The sequence below is a fragment of the Nonomuraea sp. NPDC049646 genome (assembly GCF_044465525.1).
GTDB lineage: Bacteria > Actinomycetota > Actinomycetes > Streptosporangiales > Streptosporangiaceae > Nonomuraea.
Genome location: NZ_JBITLU010000021.1, coordinates 125,775 through 145,211, shown reverse-complemented (window position 1 = coordinate 145,211; position 19,437 = coordinate 125,775). Strand labels below are relative to the sequence as shown.

General features: G+C 72.8%; 10 protein-coding genes. 7 read left to right on the top strand and 3 right to left on the bottom strand.

Going from position 1 to position 19,437, the window contains the following annotated elements; translation table 11 throughout:
* The first annotated feature begins 36 nt into the window (after positions 1-36).
* Positions 37-744 (top strand): RraA family protein, encoded by a 708-nt coding sequence (locus ACIBQ8_RS43505; RefSeq protein ID WP_397174345.1) that lies wholly within the window; start codon positions 37-39, stop codon positions 742-744.
* A complete protein-coding gene (locus ACIBQ8_RS43500; protein ID WP_397195061.1) occupies positions 744-3,896 on the top strand; it encodes a hypothetical protein in 3,153 nt (1,050 codons plus the stop codon). The genes ACIBQ8_RS43505 and ACIBQ8_RS43500 overlap by 1 nt, the downstream gene beginning before the upstream one ends.
* On the opposite strand, the gene ACIBQ8_RS43495 is transcribed toward ACIBQ8_RS43500, so the two are convergent.
* Positions 3,821-4,603: a polysaccharide deacetylase family protein gene (locus ACIBQ8_RS43495; RefSeq protein ID WP_397174348.1), complete on the bottom strand. Its 783-nt coding sequence runs from the start codon at positions 4,601-4,603 to the stop codon at positions 3,821-3,823. The genes ACIBQ8_RS43500 and ACIBQ8_RS43495 overlap by 76 nt on opposite strands.
* A 142-nt stretch (positions 4,604-4,745) precedes the next feature.
* Between ACIBQ8_RS43495 and ACIBQ8_RS43490 the strand changes: the two genes are divergently transcribed.
* From ACIBQ8_RS43490 to ACIBQ8_RS43480, 3 genes are read left to right on the top strand one after another with little or no spacing between them, the layout of a single operon-like run.
* Positions 4,746-6,230 (top strand): twin-arginine translocation signal domain-containing protein, encoded by a 1,485-nt coding sequence (locus ACIBQ8_RS43490; protein WP_397174349.1) that lies wholly within the window; start codon positions 4,746-4,748, stop codon positions 6,228-6,230.
* The gene (locus tag ACIBQ8_RS43485; protein WP_397195060.1) at positions 6,227-9,838 is read left to right on the top strand and encodes a beta-galactosidase; all 3,612 of its coding nucleotides are present in this window, start codon (positions 6,227-6,229) and stop codon (positions 9,836-9,838) included. The genes ACIBQ8_RS43490 and ACIBQ8_RS43485 overlap by 4 nt, the downstream gene beginning before the upstream one ends.
* A 42-nt stretch (positions 9,839-9,880) precedes the next feature.
* Positions 9,881-11,746: a glycoside hydrolase family 97 catalytic domain-containing protein gene (locus tag ACIBQ8_RS43480; RefSeq protein ID WP_397174352.1), complete on the top strand. Its 1,866-nt coding sequence runs from the start codon at positions 9,881-9,883 to the stop codon at positions 11,744-11,746.
* Here the strand turns inward: ACIBQ8_RS43480 and ACIBQ8_RS43475 are convergent.
* Positions 11,743-13,032, bottom strand: coding sequence for an ROK family transcriptional regulator (locus tag ACIBQ8_RS43475; RefSeq protein WP_397174353.1), 1,290 nt, complete (start codon positions 13,030-13,032; stop codon positions 11,743-11,745). The genes ACIBQ8_RS43480 and ACIBQ8_RS43475 overlap by 4 nt on opposite strands.
* Positions 13,033-13,159: 127 nt before the next feature.
* On the opposite strand from ACIBQ8_RS43475, the gene ACIBQ8_RS43470 reads away from it, so the two are divergent.
* Positions 13,160-15,391, top strand: coding sequence for an FAD-dependent oxidoreductase (locus ACIBQ8_RS43470; protein ID WP_397195059.1), 2,232 nt, complete (start codon positions 13,160-13,162; stop codon positions 15,389-15,391).
* 18 nt (positions 15,392-15,409) lie between these two features.
* Entirely contained in the window at positions 15,410-18,379 is a 2,970-nt protein-coding gene (locus ACIBQ8_RS43465; RefSeq protein WP_397195058.1) for an alpha-mannosidase, read from the top strand.
* Here ACIBQ8_RS43465 and ACIBQ8_RS43460 read toward each other — a convergent pair.
* Positions 18,360-19,394 (bottom strand): LacI family DNA-binding transcriptional regulator, encoded by a 1,035-nt coding sequence (locus ACIBQ8_RS43460; protein WP_397195057.1) that lies wholly within the window; start codon positions 19,392-19,394, stop codon positions 18,360-18,362. The two genes, ACIBQ8_RS43465 and ACIBQ8_RS43460, sit on opposite strands and share 20 nt — an antisense overlap.
* Positions 19,395-19,437 lie beyond the last annotated feature (43 nt).

The window sequence follows — 19,437 nt, the reverse complement described above, 5'->3', positions numbered from 1 at the left end:
CGCGGGGCCCGATCACGAGCGTCACCTAGGAGTGGCATGCATCGGCTGAAACGCTGGAACACCCCCACCGTCTACAACGGCTGGGAACAGATCACCCAGCGCGACATCGCCTTCCACCAGGAGGAATCGCGCGACTTCATGCCCCAGATGGGCCCCATGGTCGGCCGGGCGGTCACCGTCGTCATCGAGCCGGGCAACCCGGAGCACCCCGCTGACGTGTGGGACGACTACCGGCGCTACGTGGCCTCGGTCGACGGGCCGAAGATCGTCGTCGTCCAGGACCTCGACAAGCCCAGGACCGTCGGCTCGTTCTGGGGCGAGGTCAACAGCGGCGCGCACCGCGCGCTGGGCTGCGTCGGCACCATCACCGACGGCGCGATCCGTGACCTGGACGAGATGACCGGCGCCGGGTTCAAGGCCCTCGCCAGGCGGCTGTGCGTCGGGCACGCCCATGTCCGCCCGGTGCGCTGGGGCGTGCCGGTCGAGGTGTTCGGGCAGGTCGTCGAGCCGGGGCAGCTCGTGCACGCCGACCAGCACGGGTTCCTGGCGATCCCGGCCGAGGACGAGGACGGGCTGCTGGAAGCGGCGGCCTTCATGGACGCCAACGAGTGCGGCACCGTCATCCCCGCCGCGCAGGCGGCGGGCCGCTCCCACGAGCAGGTGATCGCCGACCTCGGCGCGGCGGGCGAGGACTTCGCCCGCGCGGCCGGAGAGCGCTACGGACGGCAAGGAGAATCCCGCTGATGAAGATCACCTCAAGGAGGGTGGCCGCCGCCTGCGCGGCCACCCTGGCGTCTGGGCTGCTGACGGCCCTGCTCACGGCCCTGCCCGCGCAGAGCGCGAGCGCCGCGGCGGCGGCCACGGCCGTGCTCGGCGCCGACCCCGTCTACACCGGCGTCGTCAAGGCGTGGCCGGGCGACGGCGACAAGGACCCGGCCCACGCCGTCAGCGAGCGCGGCGGCGAGTCGTGCTGGCAGATGTCCGGCACGCCGTACAACCGCTACGTCTACGTGGACGTGGCCGACGCCGCGATCCCCGCCGGGGCGACCCGCGCCTGGGTCGTGGTCCGCTACTTCGACGCCGGACCGGTCGGCCTCGACGTGCACTACGACGGCAAGGCCGGCGCCTTCACCGGCAGCGCCAACGTGGCGCTGACCGGCGCCGGCACGTGGAAGAGCTCGGTCATCGGGCTCAGCGACATCAACTTCAAGAACCGGGCCAACGGCGCCGACTTCCGGCTCAACGTCAAGGCCGACGCCGCCTCGATGCCCGCCGTCTGCTTCAGCAGGGTCGAGGTGCACTTCACCGACCCGTCGCAGCTCACGATCACCAACCCGTCGCTGGTCTTCACCCAGGGGACGAACACGATCGACGTCGCCGCGGCGGCCGACCAGGTCGAGTGGACGATCGGCGACCCGAGCGGCGTCCCGCTGCGGTCGGGCACGCGGGCGGTGACCGGGGGCACCACGAAGATCGACATTTCCGATCTCGGCCCGGGTTACTACCGGCTGACCGTCTCGACCGGGGTCACCACCCGTTCCACCTCGTTCGGGGTCGTCACCCCGTTCGCCACGAAGGATCCGTACTTCGCCGCCGCCATCCACTACGGCTGGCAGCCGGGCATCGAGGAACAGCTGCTCAGGACGGCCGCGCAGATCGGGTGGACCGAGGTGCGCTCCGACGCCAACTGGTCGGGCATCGAGAAGCAGGCGGGCGTCTACGACTTCACCGGCGCCCTCGACACCGGCCTGCGCAAGGCGCATGAGAACGGCATCACCACGATGCCCATCCTCGGCTACCGCAACCCGCTGTACGACGGCGGCAAGACGCCCAGCACCCCCGCCGGCCTGGCCGCGTTCGGCCGCTTCGGCGCGGCCGTGACGGCCAACTACGCCTCCTTCACCAAGGACGTCTCGGTCTACAACGAGTACAACTCCACCGGCTTCAACGACGGCGCCTGCGGCATCACCCCGCAGTGCTACCTCGACGTCGTCAAGGCCCTCTACCCGGCCATCCACCAGGCGGTGCCCGCGGCCAACGTGGTCGGCCCGACCTCGGCCGGCACCCAGCTCGCCTGGCACGACCAGTTCCTCGCCCTCGGCGGCCTGGACTACCTCGACACGCTGAGCGTCAACTTCTACGGCTACGCCGACGCCGGGGCCGGCACGCCGCCCGAGCGGACCGTGATGACGACCGAGTTCCCGCAGCTCGTGGCGAAGGTCAAGGCCAGGAAGAACATGCCGATCTGGATCAGCGAGAACGGCTGGCCCACCCACACCGCCGGCTCCACCGAGGCCCAGCAGGCCGACTACCTGATCAGGGCGCAGACGCTGGCCAGGAGCGCGGGCGCGGACAAGTACTTCTGGTACGACCTCATCGACGACGGCGACAACGCCGGCGAGCGCGAGCACCGCTTCGGCCTGTTCCGCCGCCCGGTCTCCGGCGTCGCCGCCCCCTCGCCCAAGCCGGCCGCGATCTCGCAGGCCGTGCTGATCCGCAAGCTCGCCGGCCGTACGCTCGGCGCCCGCCAGGACACCGGCGACGCCGACGTCCACTCCTACCCGATCAGCGGCGGCACCCGGCTGCTGTGGGCCGTCCAGCCCCGCTCGGTCACGCTCTCCGCGCTCGGCGACGTCACGCTGACCGACCAGTTCGGCGCGGTCAGCACGCTCCGGCCGCAGGCCGGCAAGGTGCGGCTCGACCTGGACGGCAGCCCCGTCTTCGTCTCCGGCCCCGTCTCCTCGGTCAAGGCCGGCGCCTCGCCGCTGTCGGTCAGCGCCCCCGGGCAGTCGGTCACCGGCGAGAAGCTGGCCGTGACCGTCACCGCCGACCGCACCGGCGGCGCGAAGCTGCCGGGCAGGCTGGCCGTGGCCGCCGGCGGCGTCAAGGCCGACCTGGTCACCCGCAAGGGCAGGAAGACGTCGGTCACGCTGGAGCTGCCCGCCACTCCGGTGACCGGCCGCAGGCCGGTCACCGTGACGGCCGCCGACGACTTCGGCCCCATCGCCCGGCTGCGCTCGGGAACCCAGGTGGTCAGGCCGTACACGGTCAACGGGCGGCCGGTCGTCGACGGGAGGAAGCTCCGGGTCACCGTGACCAACAACAGCCCGTCCACGCCGGTCAAGCTGCGCTCAGTCGGCTGGCAGGTGGGCTCGTGGCGCGGGGTGGTCGCCGATCCGGCCGAGGTGCCCGCGCTGGGCTCGGCCTCGGTGGAGGTGCCGGTGCCGGACGCCCTGCCGTACGTGAACTACAGCTACGCGGTCACGGCCGGGAACGCGAGCGACACCGGGTCGCTCAGCTTCAGCCCGATCGAGAAGGCCGGGGCGACCACCCTGGACCCGATCGACCTGAACGGCCTCGGCCGCTGGGTGGGCCTGCGCGGCGGCACCCGGACCGGCCCCGACGACCTGTCCGGGACCATCCGGTTCACGCACAGCCCGGACGCGCTGATCCTGGACGCGGTCATCAAGGACGACGTGCACAACGCCGCCCGCACCGACCCGTCGCTGACCTGGCAGGTCGACTCCGTGCAGTTCAGCCTGTACTCGGCCTTCCCGGGCGAGCTCACCGGCGACCGCGTCGAGATCGGCGCGGCCCTGCTGCCGTCGGGGCCCGCCGCCTACACCTGGACCGGCCCGGCCGGGCCGACCCCGGGCGCCGACGTCGCCATCACCAGGGACGAGACGGCCAAGACCACCACGTACCGGCTGGCCGTGCCGTGGGCGTCGCTCGGCTACGCCAAGCCGCCGACCGGCGTGATCGGGATCTCGTTCCTCGTCAACGACGCCGACGGCGGAACGGGCGGCGACGCCCGCGACGGTTACCTCGAATGGGGGAGCGGCGTCGGCAGCGCGCCGAAGAACCCAGCGCTGTTCCGCTCCGCCCAGCTCGTCTGAGCGGACCGGTCCAGGTCGTCGAAGCCCAGGACGTCGAGTCCCAGCTCGGCGGCCTGGGCCAGCACCGTCTCCAGCCGCGCCGGTGACACGTGGTTGCACTCGTGCGAGTCGGCGACCGCGTGCGCGTAGAACGTCACCGCCTCCTGCCGCCCGGCCGCGCGCACCAGGGCCGAACGCACCGAGGCGTCGTCGACCCCGGCGGGCTTGAACAGCTTGCCCGTGTCGATCCCGGCCCCGATCAGCACGCGGCGCCCGGCGAGCTCGGCGACCGGGGTGAAGATCTCGTCCACGGTGTCCAGGCCGCCCTCGGCCGGATGCCGGGCGCCGCCGCGCAACCGGGGGAACACCCCGCCCAGCACCGCGTCCGATCGTTCGTCGCGGCGGCTCACCGGATAGGCGAAGCAGGCGGCCTCGAACCCGTGCGCGCGCAGCGCCGCCAGGCACGGGGTGACGTCCTCGGCCAGGTAGCCGTCGCCGCCGAGGGCCGCGATCCGGTCGGGCGCCCACAGGTGCCGGTAGCCGTGCGCCCCCACGGTGTGCCCGTCGTCCGCCAGCTCGCGCAGCCGTTTCCAGCCGTCGTCGTCGATCCTGTACGGCTCGCTGACGAAGAACGTCACCCGCGCGCCGTACTCCCTGAACAGGCCGCGCACCGCGCTCCATTCGGGGACGAAGAAGTCGTCGAAGGTCATCAGCAGGATGCCGCTCATGGCGGTGATCCTAACGTGTTAACGCGTCAACTTGAAGGCGTACACGTCACTCGTACGCGTCCGTTGACGGGAGGTGGTCCGGATCTCTAGTCTCCACTTAATCCGGGGTATGGATTTAGTCGCCGTTCGCGAAGGAGAACCCGTGACCGCAGCCGATCCGCCCGACGTTCCTCGTGCCCTCTCCCGCCGTGCCGTCCTCGCGGGCGCGGGTCTCGGCACGGCCGCCGCCGTGCTCGGGCTCCCCGGGCCGGCGAACGCCGCCGCGACGCCAGTGCCGCTGGGGGCGCTGCTCGGCACCAACCACGCCGCCGGGGCCGGTCCCGGCATCGGCGCCCTGGCCGGGATGTCGTGGGATCGCGCCGACGTCCTGTGGGCCGCCGTCGAACCGGCCCAGGGGACGTACGACGACACCGCCGTCCACGCCTTCGGCGCCCGGTTCGCCGCCGCCGCGCTGAACGGCGTCACCCTGCTCCCGGTCCTGGCCTACTCCGCCCCGTGGGCCGCCCGGACGACGGCGTACGGCTGGACGCACTGGGACGTGCGGTACGAGGTCGGAGCCGCCCAGGCGAACACCGGCTCGGGCTGGTCACGCCGGGTGACCAGGACCCGGATCAGCACCGGCGAAATCCTCCAGGACGAGGTCGTCGTGCTGCCCAAGGACAGGACGCCGCCGGCGGACCCGGCGAGGTGGAGCGCGTTCGTCGACCATGTCGTGGGGATCCTGCGCGGCACCTACGGGGTCGAGTACTTCCAGGTGTGGAACGAGGCGTACTGGTCGGCGGGGTTCTGGTACGGCAGCCCGTACGAGTACGTCGACCAGATCCACAAGCCCGCTTCGGCGGTGATCCGCGGCCACGGCGGCAAGGTCGTCTACGGCGGCTGGCCGTCGGTGGCGGCGATCGCCCGCTTCACCGCCCTGCTGACCGAGACAGGCGCCTGGTCCAGCATCGACGTGCTCGACGTGCACTACTACAAGCCGTCCGACCTGGAGTCGCTGCGGGTCGCGTGCGTCGCCGCGCTGGGGACGTCGCTGCCGATCTGGCAGACCGAGATCGGCTACTCGGCCAGCCCCGCGGCGGCCGCCCTGGTATACCCGGGACTGCTGCACTGGGCGATCACGCGCGGCCTCGCGCAGCGGCCGGACGGCTTCAAGCTGCTCTGGTACGCCTGGCAGGCGCCCGCCTCGGCGTCCGCCGCCGACGCCGGCCGCTACCTGCGCAAGGCCGACGGGACGCCGACCTCCCACGGCGTCTGCCTCGGCACCGTCGCCGACCTCTTCGACGGCGTGGTGCCCGAGACCTACGACACCCACACCAACGACGCCGGGCTCACGACGGCCCGGGACTGGGCCTCCGGTTCCGTCGAAGGGTTCCTGGTCGGCGGCAGCAGGATCGTGATCGCCGTCCACACCCCGGCCGGTTGGGCGGGCACGCACGTGACCTTCACCCTGGCCTCGCCGCCGCCCACGGCCGTCGCGGCCCGCGTGGACCTGACCGGTCAGCGCACGCCACTGACCCTCACCGGCGACACGGTCACCGTGCCGCTGGCCGACGCGCCGGGGTCGGCCGCCGCCTCCTGCAACGCCGCTTCCAGCATCCGCACCTGCTATCTCGAGGTCTCCTTGTGACAATCTCCCGCCGTACATTCCTGCGCGGCGTCGGCGTCTCCGCCACCGCCGCCGTGCTCCCCGCCGTCACCGCCCAGTGGGCGGCCGCCGACCCGCGCTCCGCCCTGCTGACCCGCGAACAGCTGACGGCGCTGCTCGGACGGGGCGCGCACCTCCCGCTCGTGAGGCTCGCCGCGGCGGGGGACCTCGGCGGCGCGTTCGGCGCCCGCCTGCCGAGCCGCGACGACCAGGTGTCCATCACGGGATGGGCCGGCGCGGACGATCTGTCGGCCGACCTCGCGCTCGGCTACGACGCCGAACGGCTGTACGTCGCCGCGACGGTGACCGACGACGTCCACCACCCGATCGGCGGCACCAACCAGTGGCAGGGCGACGGGCTCCAGATCGCCTTCGGCGACAGCGGCGGCGGATACGGCCCGGAGTACGGCCTCGCGCTGCTCGACGGCGGCCCCGAGGTCTACCGGTTCAGCGACGGCCCGGTCACCTCGCCGGTCGGCGACGTCACCCTGACCGCCCGGCGCGAGGGGACGAAGACGCACTACCTGGCGGCGTTCCCGTGGGCCTCGACCGGCGTCGACGCCCCGGCTCCCGGCGGCTCGGTGCTGTTCAACGCGATCGTCAACGACAACGACGGCGTGCACCGGCGGGGCTGGATCCAGTGGCGTCCCGGCATCGCCACCGGCAAGTCCGCGCAGGAGTTCGTGCGGCTGTCGGCCCTGCCCGAGTCGGGCGCGTGCCAGGCCTGGATCACCCTCGACGAGGACGAGGTCGAGGCGGGGTCCACGATCGAGGCGGCGATCTACGTCCTGAACTGGGACGACGCCGACCGCCGCGTCGAGGTGACCGGCCCGGACGGCGCCGCGACCCCCGCGACGATCCCGGCTCGCACCACCCTGCGGCTCACGATCCCGATCACCGCGACGACCGCGGGCGAGCTCGCGATCACCGCCTCGGTGCAGGACCTGACCGGCGGCGCGACCACCGATCTGGCGGCGACCGGCCGGGTCACGATGTCGGCGGAGGCGATCGCGCGGGACCTCGCCGGGATCGCCGCATCCGTCAGGACGGCCGGGGACCTGCTGGCACAGTGCGAGGAGCGGGGTATCCCCACCTCCTACGAACGCGTCGACGCGACCACCTTGGAGAAGTTCACCGGCTACACCCGTGACGACGTCACGGCAGGTCAGAGGTGGCGCGCCACCTACAACACGGTCACCATGACGGCGATGGCCGACCACCTTCTCACCCGCCTGCGATCCCTGGCCGCCGGGAAGGACCAGGGGACGCGGGTGCCGCGCTACGTCACCGGGCCGATCGGCCGCGACGACTGGATGTTCACCGGCACGGTCTCCGACGGCACGACGACCAGGAAGGGCCGCCCGGTCGTGTTCAGCGGCCCGATGGGATGGGCCGAGGTGGTCGCCGACATCCCCAGGCTGGCCGATCTCGGCTTCAACGCCTGCGCCCTGGAGATGGGGCCGCAGAGCGCGATCGTCCCGCCGGACGCGATCCCGGGCTGGGGCACGACGGGCGTCGGCGACGCCGCGGTGACCTTCGCCCGCGACGCGTCGGTCTCCCACGGCTCCGCCGCGTCCCTGCGCGTGTCGTTCGCCGGTCCGAGAAGGCCGAACAACTACCGCCAGTTCTCCCAGCTGCTGACCGTGGAGCCGGGGGCCGCCTACCGGGTCCGCGCGTGGATCAAGGGGCAGGACGTCACCCTTCGCGCGGTGTCGATCCCCACCGCCACCTGGGCCACCCGCTACTACCCGCCGGAGGGCAGCTACGACTGGCAGCAGGTCGAGTTCACCCTCACCCCCGGCAACGTGTCGTCCTACCGCTTCTCGATCATCTGCGAGGGCCAGGTCGGGGCGCTGTGGATCGACGACCTGACCATCACGCGCGCCGACGGGGCGGGTCCGGAGAACATCGCGGGCAACGGCGGGTTCGACGAAGCGGTGACGGTCGCGGCGAGCGGCGAGTACGCGGTGTCGCCGTACGAGATCGACCGGGGCCCGGTCCGCTGGCTCGCGGCGGCGGCCGAGGCGAACGTCGCCCTGAGCCTGCTGCTGGCGCCGCAGTACTTCCCGGCCTTCCTGACGGTCAGGCACCCCGAGCTCAAGCTGGCCGAGGGATACGACGTCCACCACCCGCTGGCGCGGGAGGTGATCGAGGCGTTCCTGCGTGCGATCGTCCCCAGGATCGCGAAGTCGCCGGCGCTGCACAGCCTGATCCTCAGCAACGAGCCCCGCTACGTCGACACGGCGAGCCCGTCGACCAGGCTCGGCTGGGCGCGCTTCCTCACCGCGGAGTACCGCGACATCGCCGAGCTCAACAAGGTGTACGGCACCGTCCACCGGACCTTCGAAGAGGTGCCCGCCCCCGGCGTGCGGGCGGTCGAGCCGACCGTGCGGTGTCACGACTGGATCACCTTCAACACCAGGGCGTTCGCCGCGTGGCACGCGTGGATGGCCGAGGTGGTCCACGACATCGCCCCGGACGTCCCGGTGCACTCCAAGATGGTGGGCAGCACCCTGAAGGACCGCAACTACCTGCTGTGGGGCCCCGATCCCGAGCAGTGGGCCACCTTCTCCCAGCTGTCGGGCAACGACGCGTCGAACTACCCGGGACAGGGCGCCGACGGCTTCCTGGGCAAGTTCGCGTTCTACGACCTCCAGGCCGGCATCGCGCGGACCCCGGTGTTCGACTCCGAGGACCACGTGATCCCCGACCGCAGCACGTCGTACTCGAAGGTGGAGGCGGCGCACGTCGCGGCGGACCTGTGGCAGGGCGCCCTGCACGGCCGTTCCGCCACCGCCTTCTGGGTGTGGGCGCGGACCACCGAGGCGGCGTCCACGCTGGCGGGCAGCATGCTGCACCGGCCGGACGTGATCGCCGCGGCGGGCCGGACCAGCCTGGACCTGAACCGGTTCGCCGCCGAGGTGGCCCTGCTGCAGGGCGCCGGGGCCGGGGTCGGCATCCTGTACTCGCGCACCTCGTCGGTGTACTCCGCGCAGCACCTGGCCGCGGTGCGCGAGGTGTACAAGGCCCTGACCATGAACGGGATCCCCGTGCACTTCGTCACCGAGTCCGGCCTGTCCGGGCGGCAGGCCGCCGAGGGGGTGAGGACGGTGATCGCACCCGGGGTGACGCATCTGCCGTCCGCCTGCCTGCCAGGGCTGCGGGACCTGGCCGGCAAGTCCCGGCTCGTCGTCGCGGGCGCCGACGCCCTGACGCGCGACGAGCGGAACCAGGCCCTTCCGGCCGGTGAGCGCGCGCAGGTGCTCAGGAAGGCGACCCTCCTGCAGGCCGACGGCCCGGCCGGCATCGGGGCCGCCGTCCTCGGCCTGGCACGGCGGCTCCGGCTCGACGTGGTGACGCTGGAGCGGACGTCCGGCGGCACGCCCGCCGACGTCGAGTGGCGGCCGGTGCACGACGGCAGGCGCTGGCTGGTCGGCGTGACGAACTACGGCAAGCGGCCGGAAGTGGTGACGATCAGGCTCCACGGCCGCGGGCCGCGCGAGCTCCAGGACCTGCTCACCGGGGAACGGCTCGACCGGTCGCGGACGGAGCTGGCCCCGCTGACGCCGCGCCTCCTGACCCTGCGGTAATGCCGCTTTTCATTCCACCCATCGGACTGAAGGAAACCCAACGTGTTGTGGACCGTGAAGTCGCCCGAGGGCGCGGTCGAGCTCGACGTCTCACTGGACGACCGGGGCCGGCTCTTCTACGACGTGCGGCGGCGCGGCGTCGTACTCCTGCGGCGGTCCAGGCTCGGCGTCGAGCGGCGGGACGCGTCGTTCCACGACGGGCTCACGCTGGTCGCCGAACCCGTGGCCGAGGTGCGGGAGGACGGTCACGCCGCGGCGCACGGCAAGCGCGCCGTGCTGCGCGAGCGGTCCACGGCGGCGACGCTGTCGGTGCGCGGACGCAACGGCGCGCGCCTCGACCTCGACCTCCGCGTCCTGGACGACGCCGTCGCGTTCCGCTACCGCTTCCCCGAGAGCTCCGGCACGGCCACGGTCACCAGGGAGCTGACGACCTTCGCGTTCGCGGCGGAAGGGCGGGCCTGGGCGCAGCCGACCTCGCCCTCCGACGGCGGCGGACCCGCCCACGAGAACCTCTACACCAACGGCGTGCCCATCGGCACCCCGACCGGCGCGCGCTCCTACGACCTGCCGGCCACGTTCGAGGTGAACGGGCAGTGGCTGCTCGTCTCCGAGGCCGGGCTGGACGAGACCTTCCACGGCACCCGGCTGGCCCCCGTCCCGGCCGGCCGGGAGTACGGCGTGCTGGGCCCCGACCCGGACGAGGGCCTCGGGCACGGCGACGTCCTGGCCACCTCGGCGTTGCCGTGGACGCTCCCGTGGCGGTTCGTCGCGATCGCGGACACCGCGGCCGGGCTGATCGGGTCCACGACCGTGTGGCACCTGGCCGAGCCCGCCGCGATCACCGACACCTCGTGGATCAGGCCGGGACGCGTGTCGTGGAGCTGGTGGTCGGAAAACGCCAGCCCGCGCGACCTGGCCGCGCTGCGGCGCTTCGTGGACCTGGCGGGCGAGATGGGCTGGGAGTACTCGCTCGTCGACGCGAACTGGACCGTCCACACCGAGCAGGAGATCCGCGACCTGGTCCGCTACGCCGCGGAACGGGACGTGCGCCTGTTCCTCTGGTACAACTCCGCCGGGCCGAACAACGACTCGACCGAGGGGCCGCGCGACCTCATGCACCTGCCCGAGACGCGGCGGGCGGAGCTGGCCAGGATCGCGGGCTGGGGGATCGCCGGGATCAAGGTCGACTTCTTCCACTCCGACAAGCAGGCCGGGATCGCGCACTACCTCGGCATCCTGCGGGACGCGGCCGAGGCCGGGCTGATGGTCAACTTCCACGGCAGCACCATCCCGCGCGGCTGGGAGCGGACGTGGCCGCACCTGATGACGCTGGAGGCCGTACGCGGGGCCGAGTGGTACCTGTTCGGGCCGGCGTTCGCGGAGGAGGCCGTGTGGCACAACACCGTGCTGCCGTTCACCCGCAACGTGATCGGCCCGATGGACTACACGCCGGTGACCTTCGGCGACGCGCTGCGGCCCCGCAGGACCACGGCAGCCCACGAGCTGGCGCTCGCGGTGGTCTACGAGTCGGGGCTGCTGCACTTCGCGGACTCGCCCGAGTCCTACCGGGCGCAGCCGGCGGAGGTGCGCGAGGTGCTGCGGGCCGTGCCGGCCGCCTGGGACGACACGGTCGGGCTGGCGGGAGAGCCGGGCGACCACGTCGTGCTGGCCCGCCGTACGGGAGGGACCTGGTGGCTGGCGGGCATCAACGGCCCGGTCGCGCGCCCGGCGGCCACCCTCGGCCTCGGGCGCCTCGGGCCGCTGAGCGGCACCTGGCGCCTGGTCGGCGACGGCGCGGACCGCGACGCGGTGGCGGTCTCCGACGTCGCGGCGGGCGAGGCGTTCCGGGTGCCCGCCATGCCCCCGGGCGGCGGCTTCGTGGCCCGCCTGCTTCCCGAGCGGACCTAGGGGCGGGCCGAGAAGCGTTCGTCGAGGATCAGGCAGGCGGCGCCGATCGCGGCCACGTCGGCGCCCAGCGCGGTCCCCATGACGCCGAGGTCGTGGATCTCCCGCATCACGAACCGCTCGGTCACCGCCGACCTGAGCAGCGGCAGGTAGTGGTGTGCGGCCGGCGCCCACGCGGGCCCGCCGCACACCACGAGCTCGGTGTCGAGCAGGTTGCCGATGGTGAGGATCGCGCGGGCGAGCCGCCGCCCGGACCGGCGCAGGATCTCCACCGCCCGCGCGTCGCCGTCGTCGGCCGCCCGGCACAGCGCGCCGAGCCGCCTGACCGCCTGGACGAGCTGACCGTCCTCCGGCGTGGCGGGCAGGACGCCCGCCGCGACGGCCTCCTGGATGAGGAACAGCGGCGAGCACGCGGTGCCCAGGCAGCCGCGCTGCCCGCATTCGCAGGGCGGCCCGTCGGCGTCGACGATCAGGTGCCCGATGTCGCCGGCGTTGCTGGACCGGCCGCGTATCACGATGTCGCCGCTGACCAGCCCCACCCCGACGCCGGTGCCCAGGTAGAGGAAGACGAAGTCGCTGTTGCCCGTCGCGCCGCCGGCCCAGCGCTCGGCCACCGCGGCGGCGGTGACGTCCTTGTCGAGCACGATGGGCAGCCCGGTCGCCCGGTGCAGCCGGTCGACGAGCTCGACGCGGTGCCAGCCGGGCAGGTGCGGCGGGTCGACCATGGCCCCGCCCGCGATGTCGAGGGGGCCGGGCGCCGCGATGCCGAGGCCGAGCACCCGGTCGCGCTCGACGCCGGATCCGGCGAGCAGGACGTCGAGGGCCGCGGCCATGCCGGTCATGATGGCGTCGGCGTCCTGGGGGCTGGCGGTCTGCCTGCTGAAGTGGGCCACAAGGTTGCCGCCGAGGTCGAGCAGCACGTACGTGATCGTGGCCGGGTCGATGTGCACGCCGAGCGCGTAGCGGCTGGCAGGCACCAGCTCAAGGGTGCGGCGCGGCCGGCCGAACCCGGTCGTGGACGTGCCGGTCTCCGCGATGAGCCCCTGGTCGAGCAGCCGCTGGCAGACGTCCGACACGGTCTGCGCGGCCAGGCCCGTCTCGACGACCAGCTCCGCGCGCGAGCTCCCGGTCCGCGCCCGCCTGATCGCGTCGAGGACGACCGAGTCGTTGAAGTCCGCGACGTGTTCGAGATTGGAGCCGCGCCGGAGCCCCGAGGATCGGGCCGGCGGCCCGCCCTCGCGCCTGGCTGCCTTCCCGACCGTGGTCGACTCCCGCCTGGCTGCTGCCACTGGTCCCCGTTCCCCTCGCCGTCGTCGCGCTCTGCGCCTACCTTAGCCAACCCGTCGTTGACTTATTCAAGACGTCGGAAATATTGTAGATCCGCGTTGCTCGATTCGACCAAGAAAGTCGGCAATCATGATGCAGATCGCACACACCGCCGATGTCACCGTGGTCGGCGGCGGCCTGGCCGGTGTCACGGCCGCCGTGAGCGCCGCCCGCAACGGCGCGAAAGTGGCCCTGATCAACAACAGGGGAGTGCTGGGCGGCAACTCCAGCAGCGAGATCCGGGTGTGGGTGGTGGGCGCCACCGCGCACGGCGCGCAGAAGTTCGCCCGCGAGACCGGCCTGATGGGCGAGCTGTTCGCGGAGAACCAGTGGCGCAACCCGGAGGGCAACCCGATCCTGTGGGACCACGTCGTCCTCGACCTGGTGCGCGCCGAGCCGAACATCACCCTCTTCCTCAACACCGAGGTCCGCGAGGTCGAGGCGGACGGCGAGGAGGAGGACCGGGTGATCCGCTCGGTCACCGGCTGGCAGTCCGGCTCGGAGAAGCTGATCACGTTCGAGTCGCCGATCTTCCTCGACTGCACGGGGGACGGCCTGGTCGGCCTGCTCGCCGGCGCCAGGTTCGCCACCGGCCGGGAGGACCGCAGCGTGTACGGCGAGGATTGGGCCCCCGACGTCGCCGACGACAACATGCTCGGCAGCACGATCCTCTTCTACACCAAGGACACCGGCCGCCCGGTCCGTTTCGTCCCGCCGGGCATCACCAAGGACGTCGAGGCGTTCGACCTGCCGCTGCGCCGCCACATCGACCCCGGCATGAACGGCTGCGACTACTGGTGGATCGAGTGGGGCGGCGAGCTCGACGCGGTCGCCGACAACGAGCGCATCCGCGACGAGCTGTGGGGCATCGTCTTCGGCATCTGGCACCACATCAAGAACTCCGGCCGCTTCGACGCCGACAACCTGACGCTGGAGTGGGTGGGCAGCCTGCCGGGCAAGCGCGAGTACCGCCGCTTCCTCGGCGACCACGTCCTGACCCAGCAGGACATCGTCGGCCAGACCCGCTTCCCCGACTCGGTCGGCTTCGGCGGCTGGTCCATCGACCTGCACCCGCCGGGCGGCATCTACGCCGCCGACAGCCCCTCCAAGCACCTGTTCGGCCCCGGCCTGTACGACATCCCGTTCCGCTGCCTGTACTCCGCCAACGTCCGCAACCTGATGCTGGCGGGCCGCGACATCTCGGCCAGCCACGTCGCCTTCGGCAGCACCCGCGTGATGGCCACCTGCGCCGTCGTGGGGGAGGCCGCGGGCGCGGGGGCCGCGCTCGCCGTGCGCAGGGGCGTGACGCCGCGCGAGATCGCGACCTCGCACCTGGGCGAGTTGCAGTCGATGCTCCTGCGGCAGGACGCCTCCCTGCTGGGCGTGCCCTGGCAGGACCCGTCCGACCTGGCGCTCAAGGCCACGGTGACGGCGTCGTCCACGCTCACCCGCCTGGCGGGCGACGGAGGCGGCGAGCCGGAACCGCTCCCGATCGGCGAGGCCGACTTCGGGCTGCTGCTGCCCGCCGACCCGCGGATCGACGTCGTGCGGATCGGCGTCGACGCCGCCCGCGCCACCACCGCGACGGTCGAGCTGTGGGGCACGGGCGGCGGGCTGAACCACATCCCCGTGGAACCGCTCGCCCGGCGCGAGGTCCGGGTGGAGGCCGGGCGCGGCCGGCTGGAGGCCCGCTTCGACGACGTGCCCTTCGACGGGGGCGAGGTGGTCGTGGTCGTCCGGCGGAACGCCGACCTCGCCGTCCTGGTCGGCGCGGACCGCCCGCCGTACGGCGTCCTCGGGCTGCTCAGCAGGGAACCGGCGCTCGACACCGGCAAGCCGCAGAGCAACGCGTGGTCGGCCTTCGAGCTGCGCAGGCGCACGCCGCGGTTCGAGGTCGAGCCCGCGACCGCGGCCTACCGGCCCGAGCAGGTCGCGGGCGGGCTCGCCAGGCCCTACGACGGGCCGAACCTGTGGGTCTCCGAAGGCGGCGGCGAGCAGCACGTCGAGCTGCGCTGGAGCGGGGAGCGGGCGATCGGCCGGGTGGAGCTGATCTTCAACGACGACGTCGACGAGGACCTGGTCAACCTGCATCACCATCGCACGCCGTACCTCGTCATGCCGGAACTGGTGAAGGACTACCGGATCGAGGTGGCGCGTACGGGCGGCTGGGAGACGGCCGTGTCCGTCACCGGCAACCGCATGCGCCGCCGGGTCCACGTGCTTGACCCCGCCACGCGGGCGGGCGCCCTGCGGGTCGTCGTCACGGCGACCAACGGCGACGAGCGAGCCATGATCGTCGCCGTGCGGGTCTTCGAAACCTGACTTTGGAGAGAGTGCATCGTGCATGACAACCGTTTGATCGTCGAGGGACGGCTGGCGCGTTTCGTCCAGCAGTTCCTGCCCGGCGCCCTCTACCGGGAACGACGGCCCCTCACCGTGGAGGCGTGGAACGTGCCCGGCGAGCCGGTGCCCGCCCAGGCGGCGTTCGCGGCCGGCTACCAGCCGGTCACGCTGCCGCACCGGTGGGGCGACCCGTGGGGCACGACCTGGTTCCACGTGACCGGCCGGACGCCGGAGGAGATTCCCCCCGGCACCCGGCTGGAGATCGTCGTCGACCTGGGCTTCTCCGGGCCGCGTCCCGGGTTCCAGGCCGAAGGGCTCGGCTACCTGCCCGACGGCACGCTCATCAAGGCCGTGGCGCCGCGCAGCTCCCACCTGCCGTGGGACCCGGCCGAGCCGTACGTCGACCTGTACGTCGAGGCGGCGGCGAACCCGGAGCTCGCCGGCGAGAACACCTACGAGCCGACGACGCTGGGCGACCGGGCGACGGCGGGCGGCGGGCCGTTGTACACCGCCAGAGCGTTCGACGTGGCGCTGCTGGACATCGGGGTGTGGGAGCTGGCGCAGGACATCTGGACGCTGGACGGGCTGATGCGCGAGCTGAGCCCCGACTCGGCGCGCCGGTGGGAGATCCTGCGGGCGCTGGAGCGGATGCTCGACGCCGTCGACCCCGCCGCCGTGTCGGCGACCGCGGCGGCGGGACGCGCGGCGCTGGCCGACGTGCTGGCCAGCCCCGCCGCGGCCAGCAGCCACCGGATCGTCGCCGTCGGGCACGCCCACATCGACACGGCCTGGCTGTGGCCGGTGCGCGAGACGATCCGCAAGTGCGCGCGCACGTTCGCCAGCGCGGTGACCCTCATGGACGAGCACCCCGAGTACCGCTTCGCCTGCTCCTCCGCCCAGCAGCTGGCCTGGGTGAAGCAGCACTACCCGGCGCTGTTCGAGCGCATCAGGAAGAAGGTGGCCGCCGGGCAGTTCATCCCGGTCGGCGGCATGTGGGTCGAACCCGACATCAACATGCCCGGCGGCGAGTCGCTGGCCCGCCAGTTCCTGTACGGCAAGCAGTTCTTCCTGAAGGAGTTCGGCGTGGACACGCTGGAGGCCTGGGTGCCGGACACCTTCGGCTACTCGGCCGCGCTGCCGCAGATCATCGCCGCCTCGGGCAGCCGCTGGTTCCTCACCCAGAAGATCTCCTGGAACCAGGTCAACCAGATCCCGCACAGCACCTTCCTGTGGGAGGGCATCGACGGCACCCGGATCTTCACCCACTTCCCGCCCGCCGACACCTACATCTCCGAGCTGTCCGGCGCCGAGCTCGCCCACGCCGCGCGCAGCTACAAGGAGAAGGGCGTGGCCGGGACCTCGCTCGTGCCGTTCGGCTGGGGCGACGGCGGCGGCGGCCCGACCCGCGAGATGCTCGCCGCCGCCGAGCGGCTCAGGTCACTGGAAGGCTCGCCGGCGGTGACGATCGACTCGCCCCAGGCCTTCTTCGAACGCGCCGAGGCCGAGTACGAGAACCCGCCGGTGTGGTCGGGCGAGCTCTATCTCGAACTGCACCGCGGGACCCTGACCAGCCAGCACCTGACCAAGCAGGGCAACCGCCGCAACGAGCACCTGCTGCGCGAGGCCGAGCTGTGGGCCGCGACCGCCGCCGTCCGCGAGGGCGCCGCCTACCCCTACGACGAGCTGACCGACAGCTGGCACACCGTGCTGCTGCAGCAGTTCCACGACGTGCTGCCCGGCACCTCGATCGCCTGGGTGCACGACGAGGTCGAGCAGAACAACGCCGACCTGCTGGAGCGGCTGGACCGGGTGATCGACGAAAGCGTACGCGCCCTCGTCGGCGACGGCGACCTGGAGCTCGCCACGGACGGGCTCGGCATCCGCGAGCGCGCCACGCACCCGGCGGGGGTCTCACTCACCGCGGAGGACGCCGGGTTCGTGCTCGACAACGGGCTCGTGCGGGCGGTGATCGACCGCCGGGGTCACCTGGTGTCGCTGCGCGACGCCGGGACCGGCCGCGAGGCGATCGCGCCGGGCGCGGCCGGCCATCGCCTGGTGCTGCACCGCGACATCCCCAACGAGTGGGACGCCTGGGACATCGACGAGCACTACCGGCGCGTCGCCCGCGACGTCGACGAGGTCGAGAGCCTGGAGACCGGCGACGGGGAGGTCGTCGTGACCCGCCGCTTCGGCGACTCGACGATCAGGCAGACGCTGCGGCTGCGCCCGGGATCGGCCGCGCTCGACCTGGTCGCCGAGGTGGACTGGCACGAGCGCCACGCCTTGCTCAAGCTCGTCTTTCCGCTGGACGTGCACGCCGACAGGTTCGCCGCCGAGACCCAGTTCGGACACGTGTACCGGCCCACGCACACCAACACCTCCTGGGACGCCGCCCGCTTCGAGGTGTGCGCGCACCGCTGGATCCACGTCGGCGAGCCCGGGTACGGCGTGGCCATCGCCAACGAGTCGACGTACGGCCACGACGTGGTGCGCGACACCCGCCAGGACGGCGGCACGACCACGACCGTCGGCCTGTCCATGCTGCGCGGGCCGATGTTCCCCGATCCCGGATCCGACCTGGGCAGGCACACGATCGCCTACTCGATCAGGCCGAACGCCGGCATCCGCGAGGCCGTCGCCGAGGGGTACCGCGCGAACGTGCCGGCGCGTGCCGTGCGCGGGGGGCGGGAGGTCGAGCCGCTGGTGCGGGTCTCGCACCCGGCCGTGATCGTGGAGGCGGTCAAGCTCGCCGAGGACCGCAGCGGCGACGTGATCGTGCGCCTGTACGAGTCGGAGGGGACCAGGGCGCCCGTGCGCGTCGAGGGAGTCGGGGACGCCCGCTTCGTGGACCTGGTCGAACGCGACGTCGAGCCGCCCGCGGACGCGCGGTTCGAGCCGGGGGCCGTGTCGCTGACGCTGCGCCCGTTCCAGCTGGTCACGCTGCGCTTCACAGCAGCTGGTCGATGAACTCCAGCAGGGTGGCGAGGTCGCCGGCGGCCTGACCGCCCGCGGTGGTGCGGCCGACGACGAGCTTCGGCGCGAAGTCGGCCGCCGTGCCCGGCGCGATCAGGTGCCGCGCCGCCGCGTCGCCGAGCGCGGGCAGGTTGGGGTCGATGGTCGTCAGGAACCCCGACCTGCGCTGCGGCGGATCCATCGAGAAGTGGTCGTGGCCGACCAGCGCCACGTCCTCCGGGATCCGCAGGCCGTGGGCGCGCAGGCCGACGTAGGCGCCGTAGGCGATGAAGTCGTTGGCGCAGAAGATGGCGTCGACCTCGGTGCCCGCCTCGATCAGCCGGTTGACGGCCTGCAGGCCCCACGCCTTGGACCAGTCGCCGACGATGGGCTCCACCGCGTGCCCGGCGGCGGCCAGGGTCTCCACGAACCCGCGCGTGCGCAGCTCGGCGCCCCGCTCGCTGCCCTCGCCGATGTGCGCGATCTTCGTCCTGCCGAGCGACAGCAGGTGCTCGGCGGCGATCCGCCCCGCGCCGTGGTCGTCGGGCAGGAACGAGACGTCGGCCGGGTCGTCGGACTCGCAGAAGGCGTAGGCGACGGGGCATGACAGCCGGTCGGAGACGGACGGGTAGAGGCCCGACGGCCCCGACCCGATGACCAGCACGGCGTCGACGTGACGGGCTTCGAGCGCCCGGACGAACTGGGCACGCCGCTGGTCGCTCTCGGCGGCGTCGCACACGAGCGTGGCCAGCCCGGCCGCGGCCAGCCTGCGTTCCGCGCCGCGCAGCACCATGCTGCTGAAGATCTCCGAGGCGTCCTCGATGATGATCCCGACCAGCTCGCTCCGCCCTCTGGCGAAGGACTTGGCCAGGGCGTTGGCCCGGAAGTCGAGGCGTTCCACGGCGTCGTGGATGCGCCTGCGGGTCTCCTCGGAGGCGCGTCCGGTGTTGTTGAGCACCTTCGACACCAGCGACACCGAGACGCCGGCGGCCGCGGCGACGTCCGCGAGGGTAGCGGCCTTGCGCGCCATCAGTTCCTGTCCTCCCGGTGACAACAGGTGACGTCCACGTTTC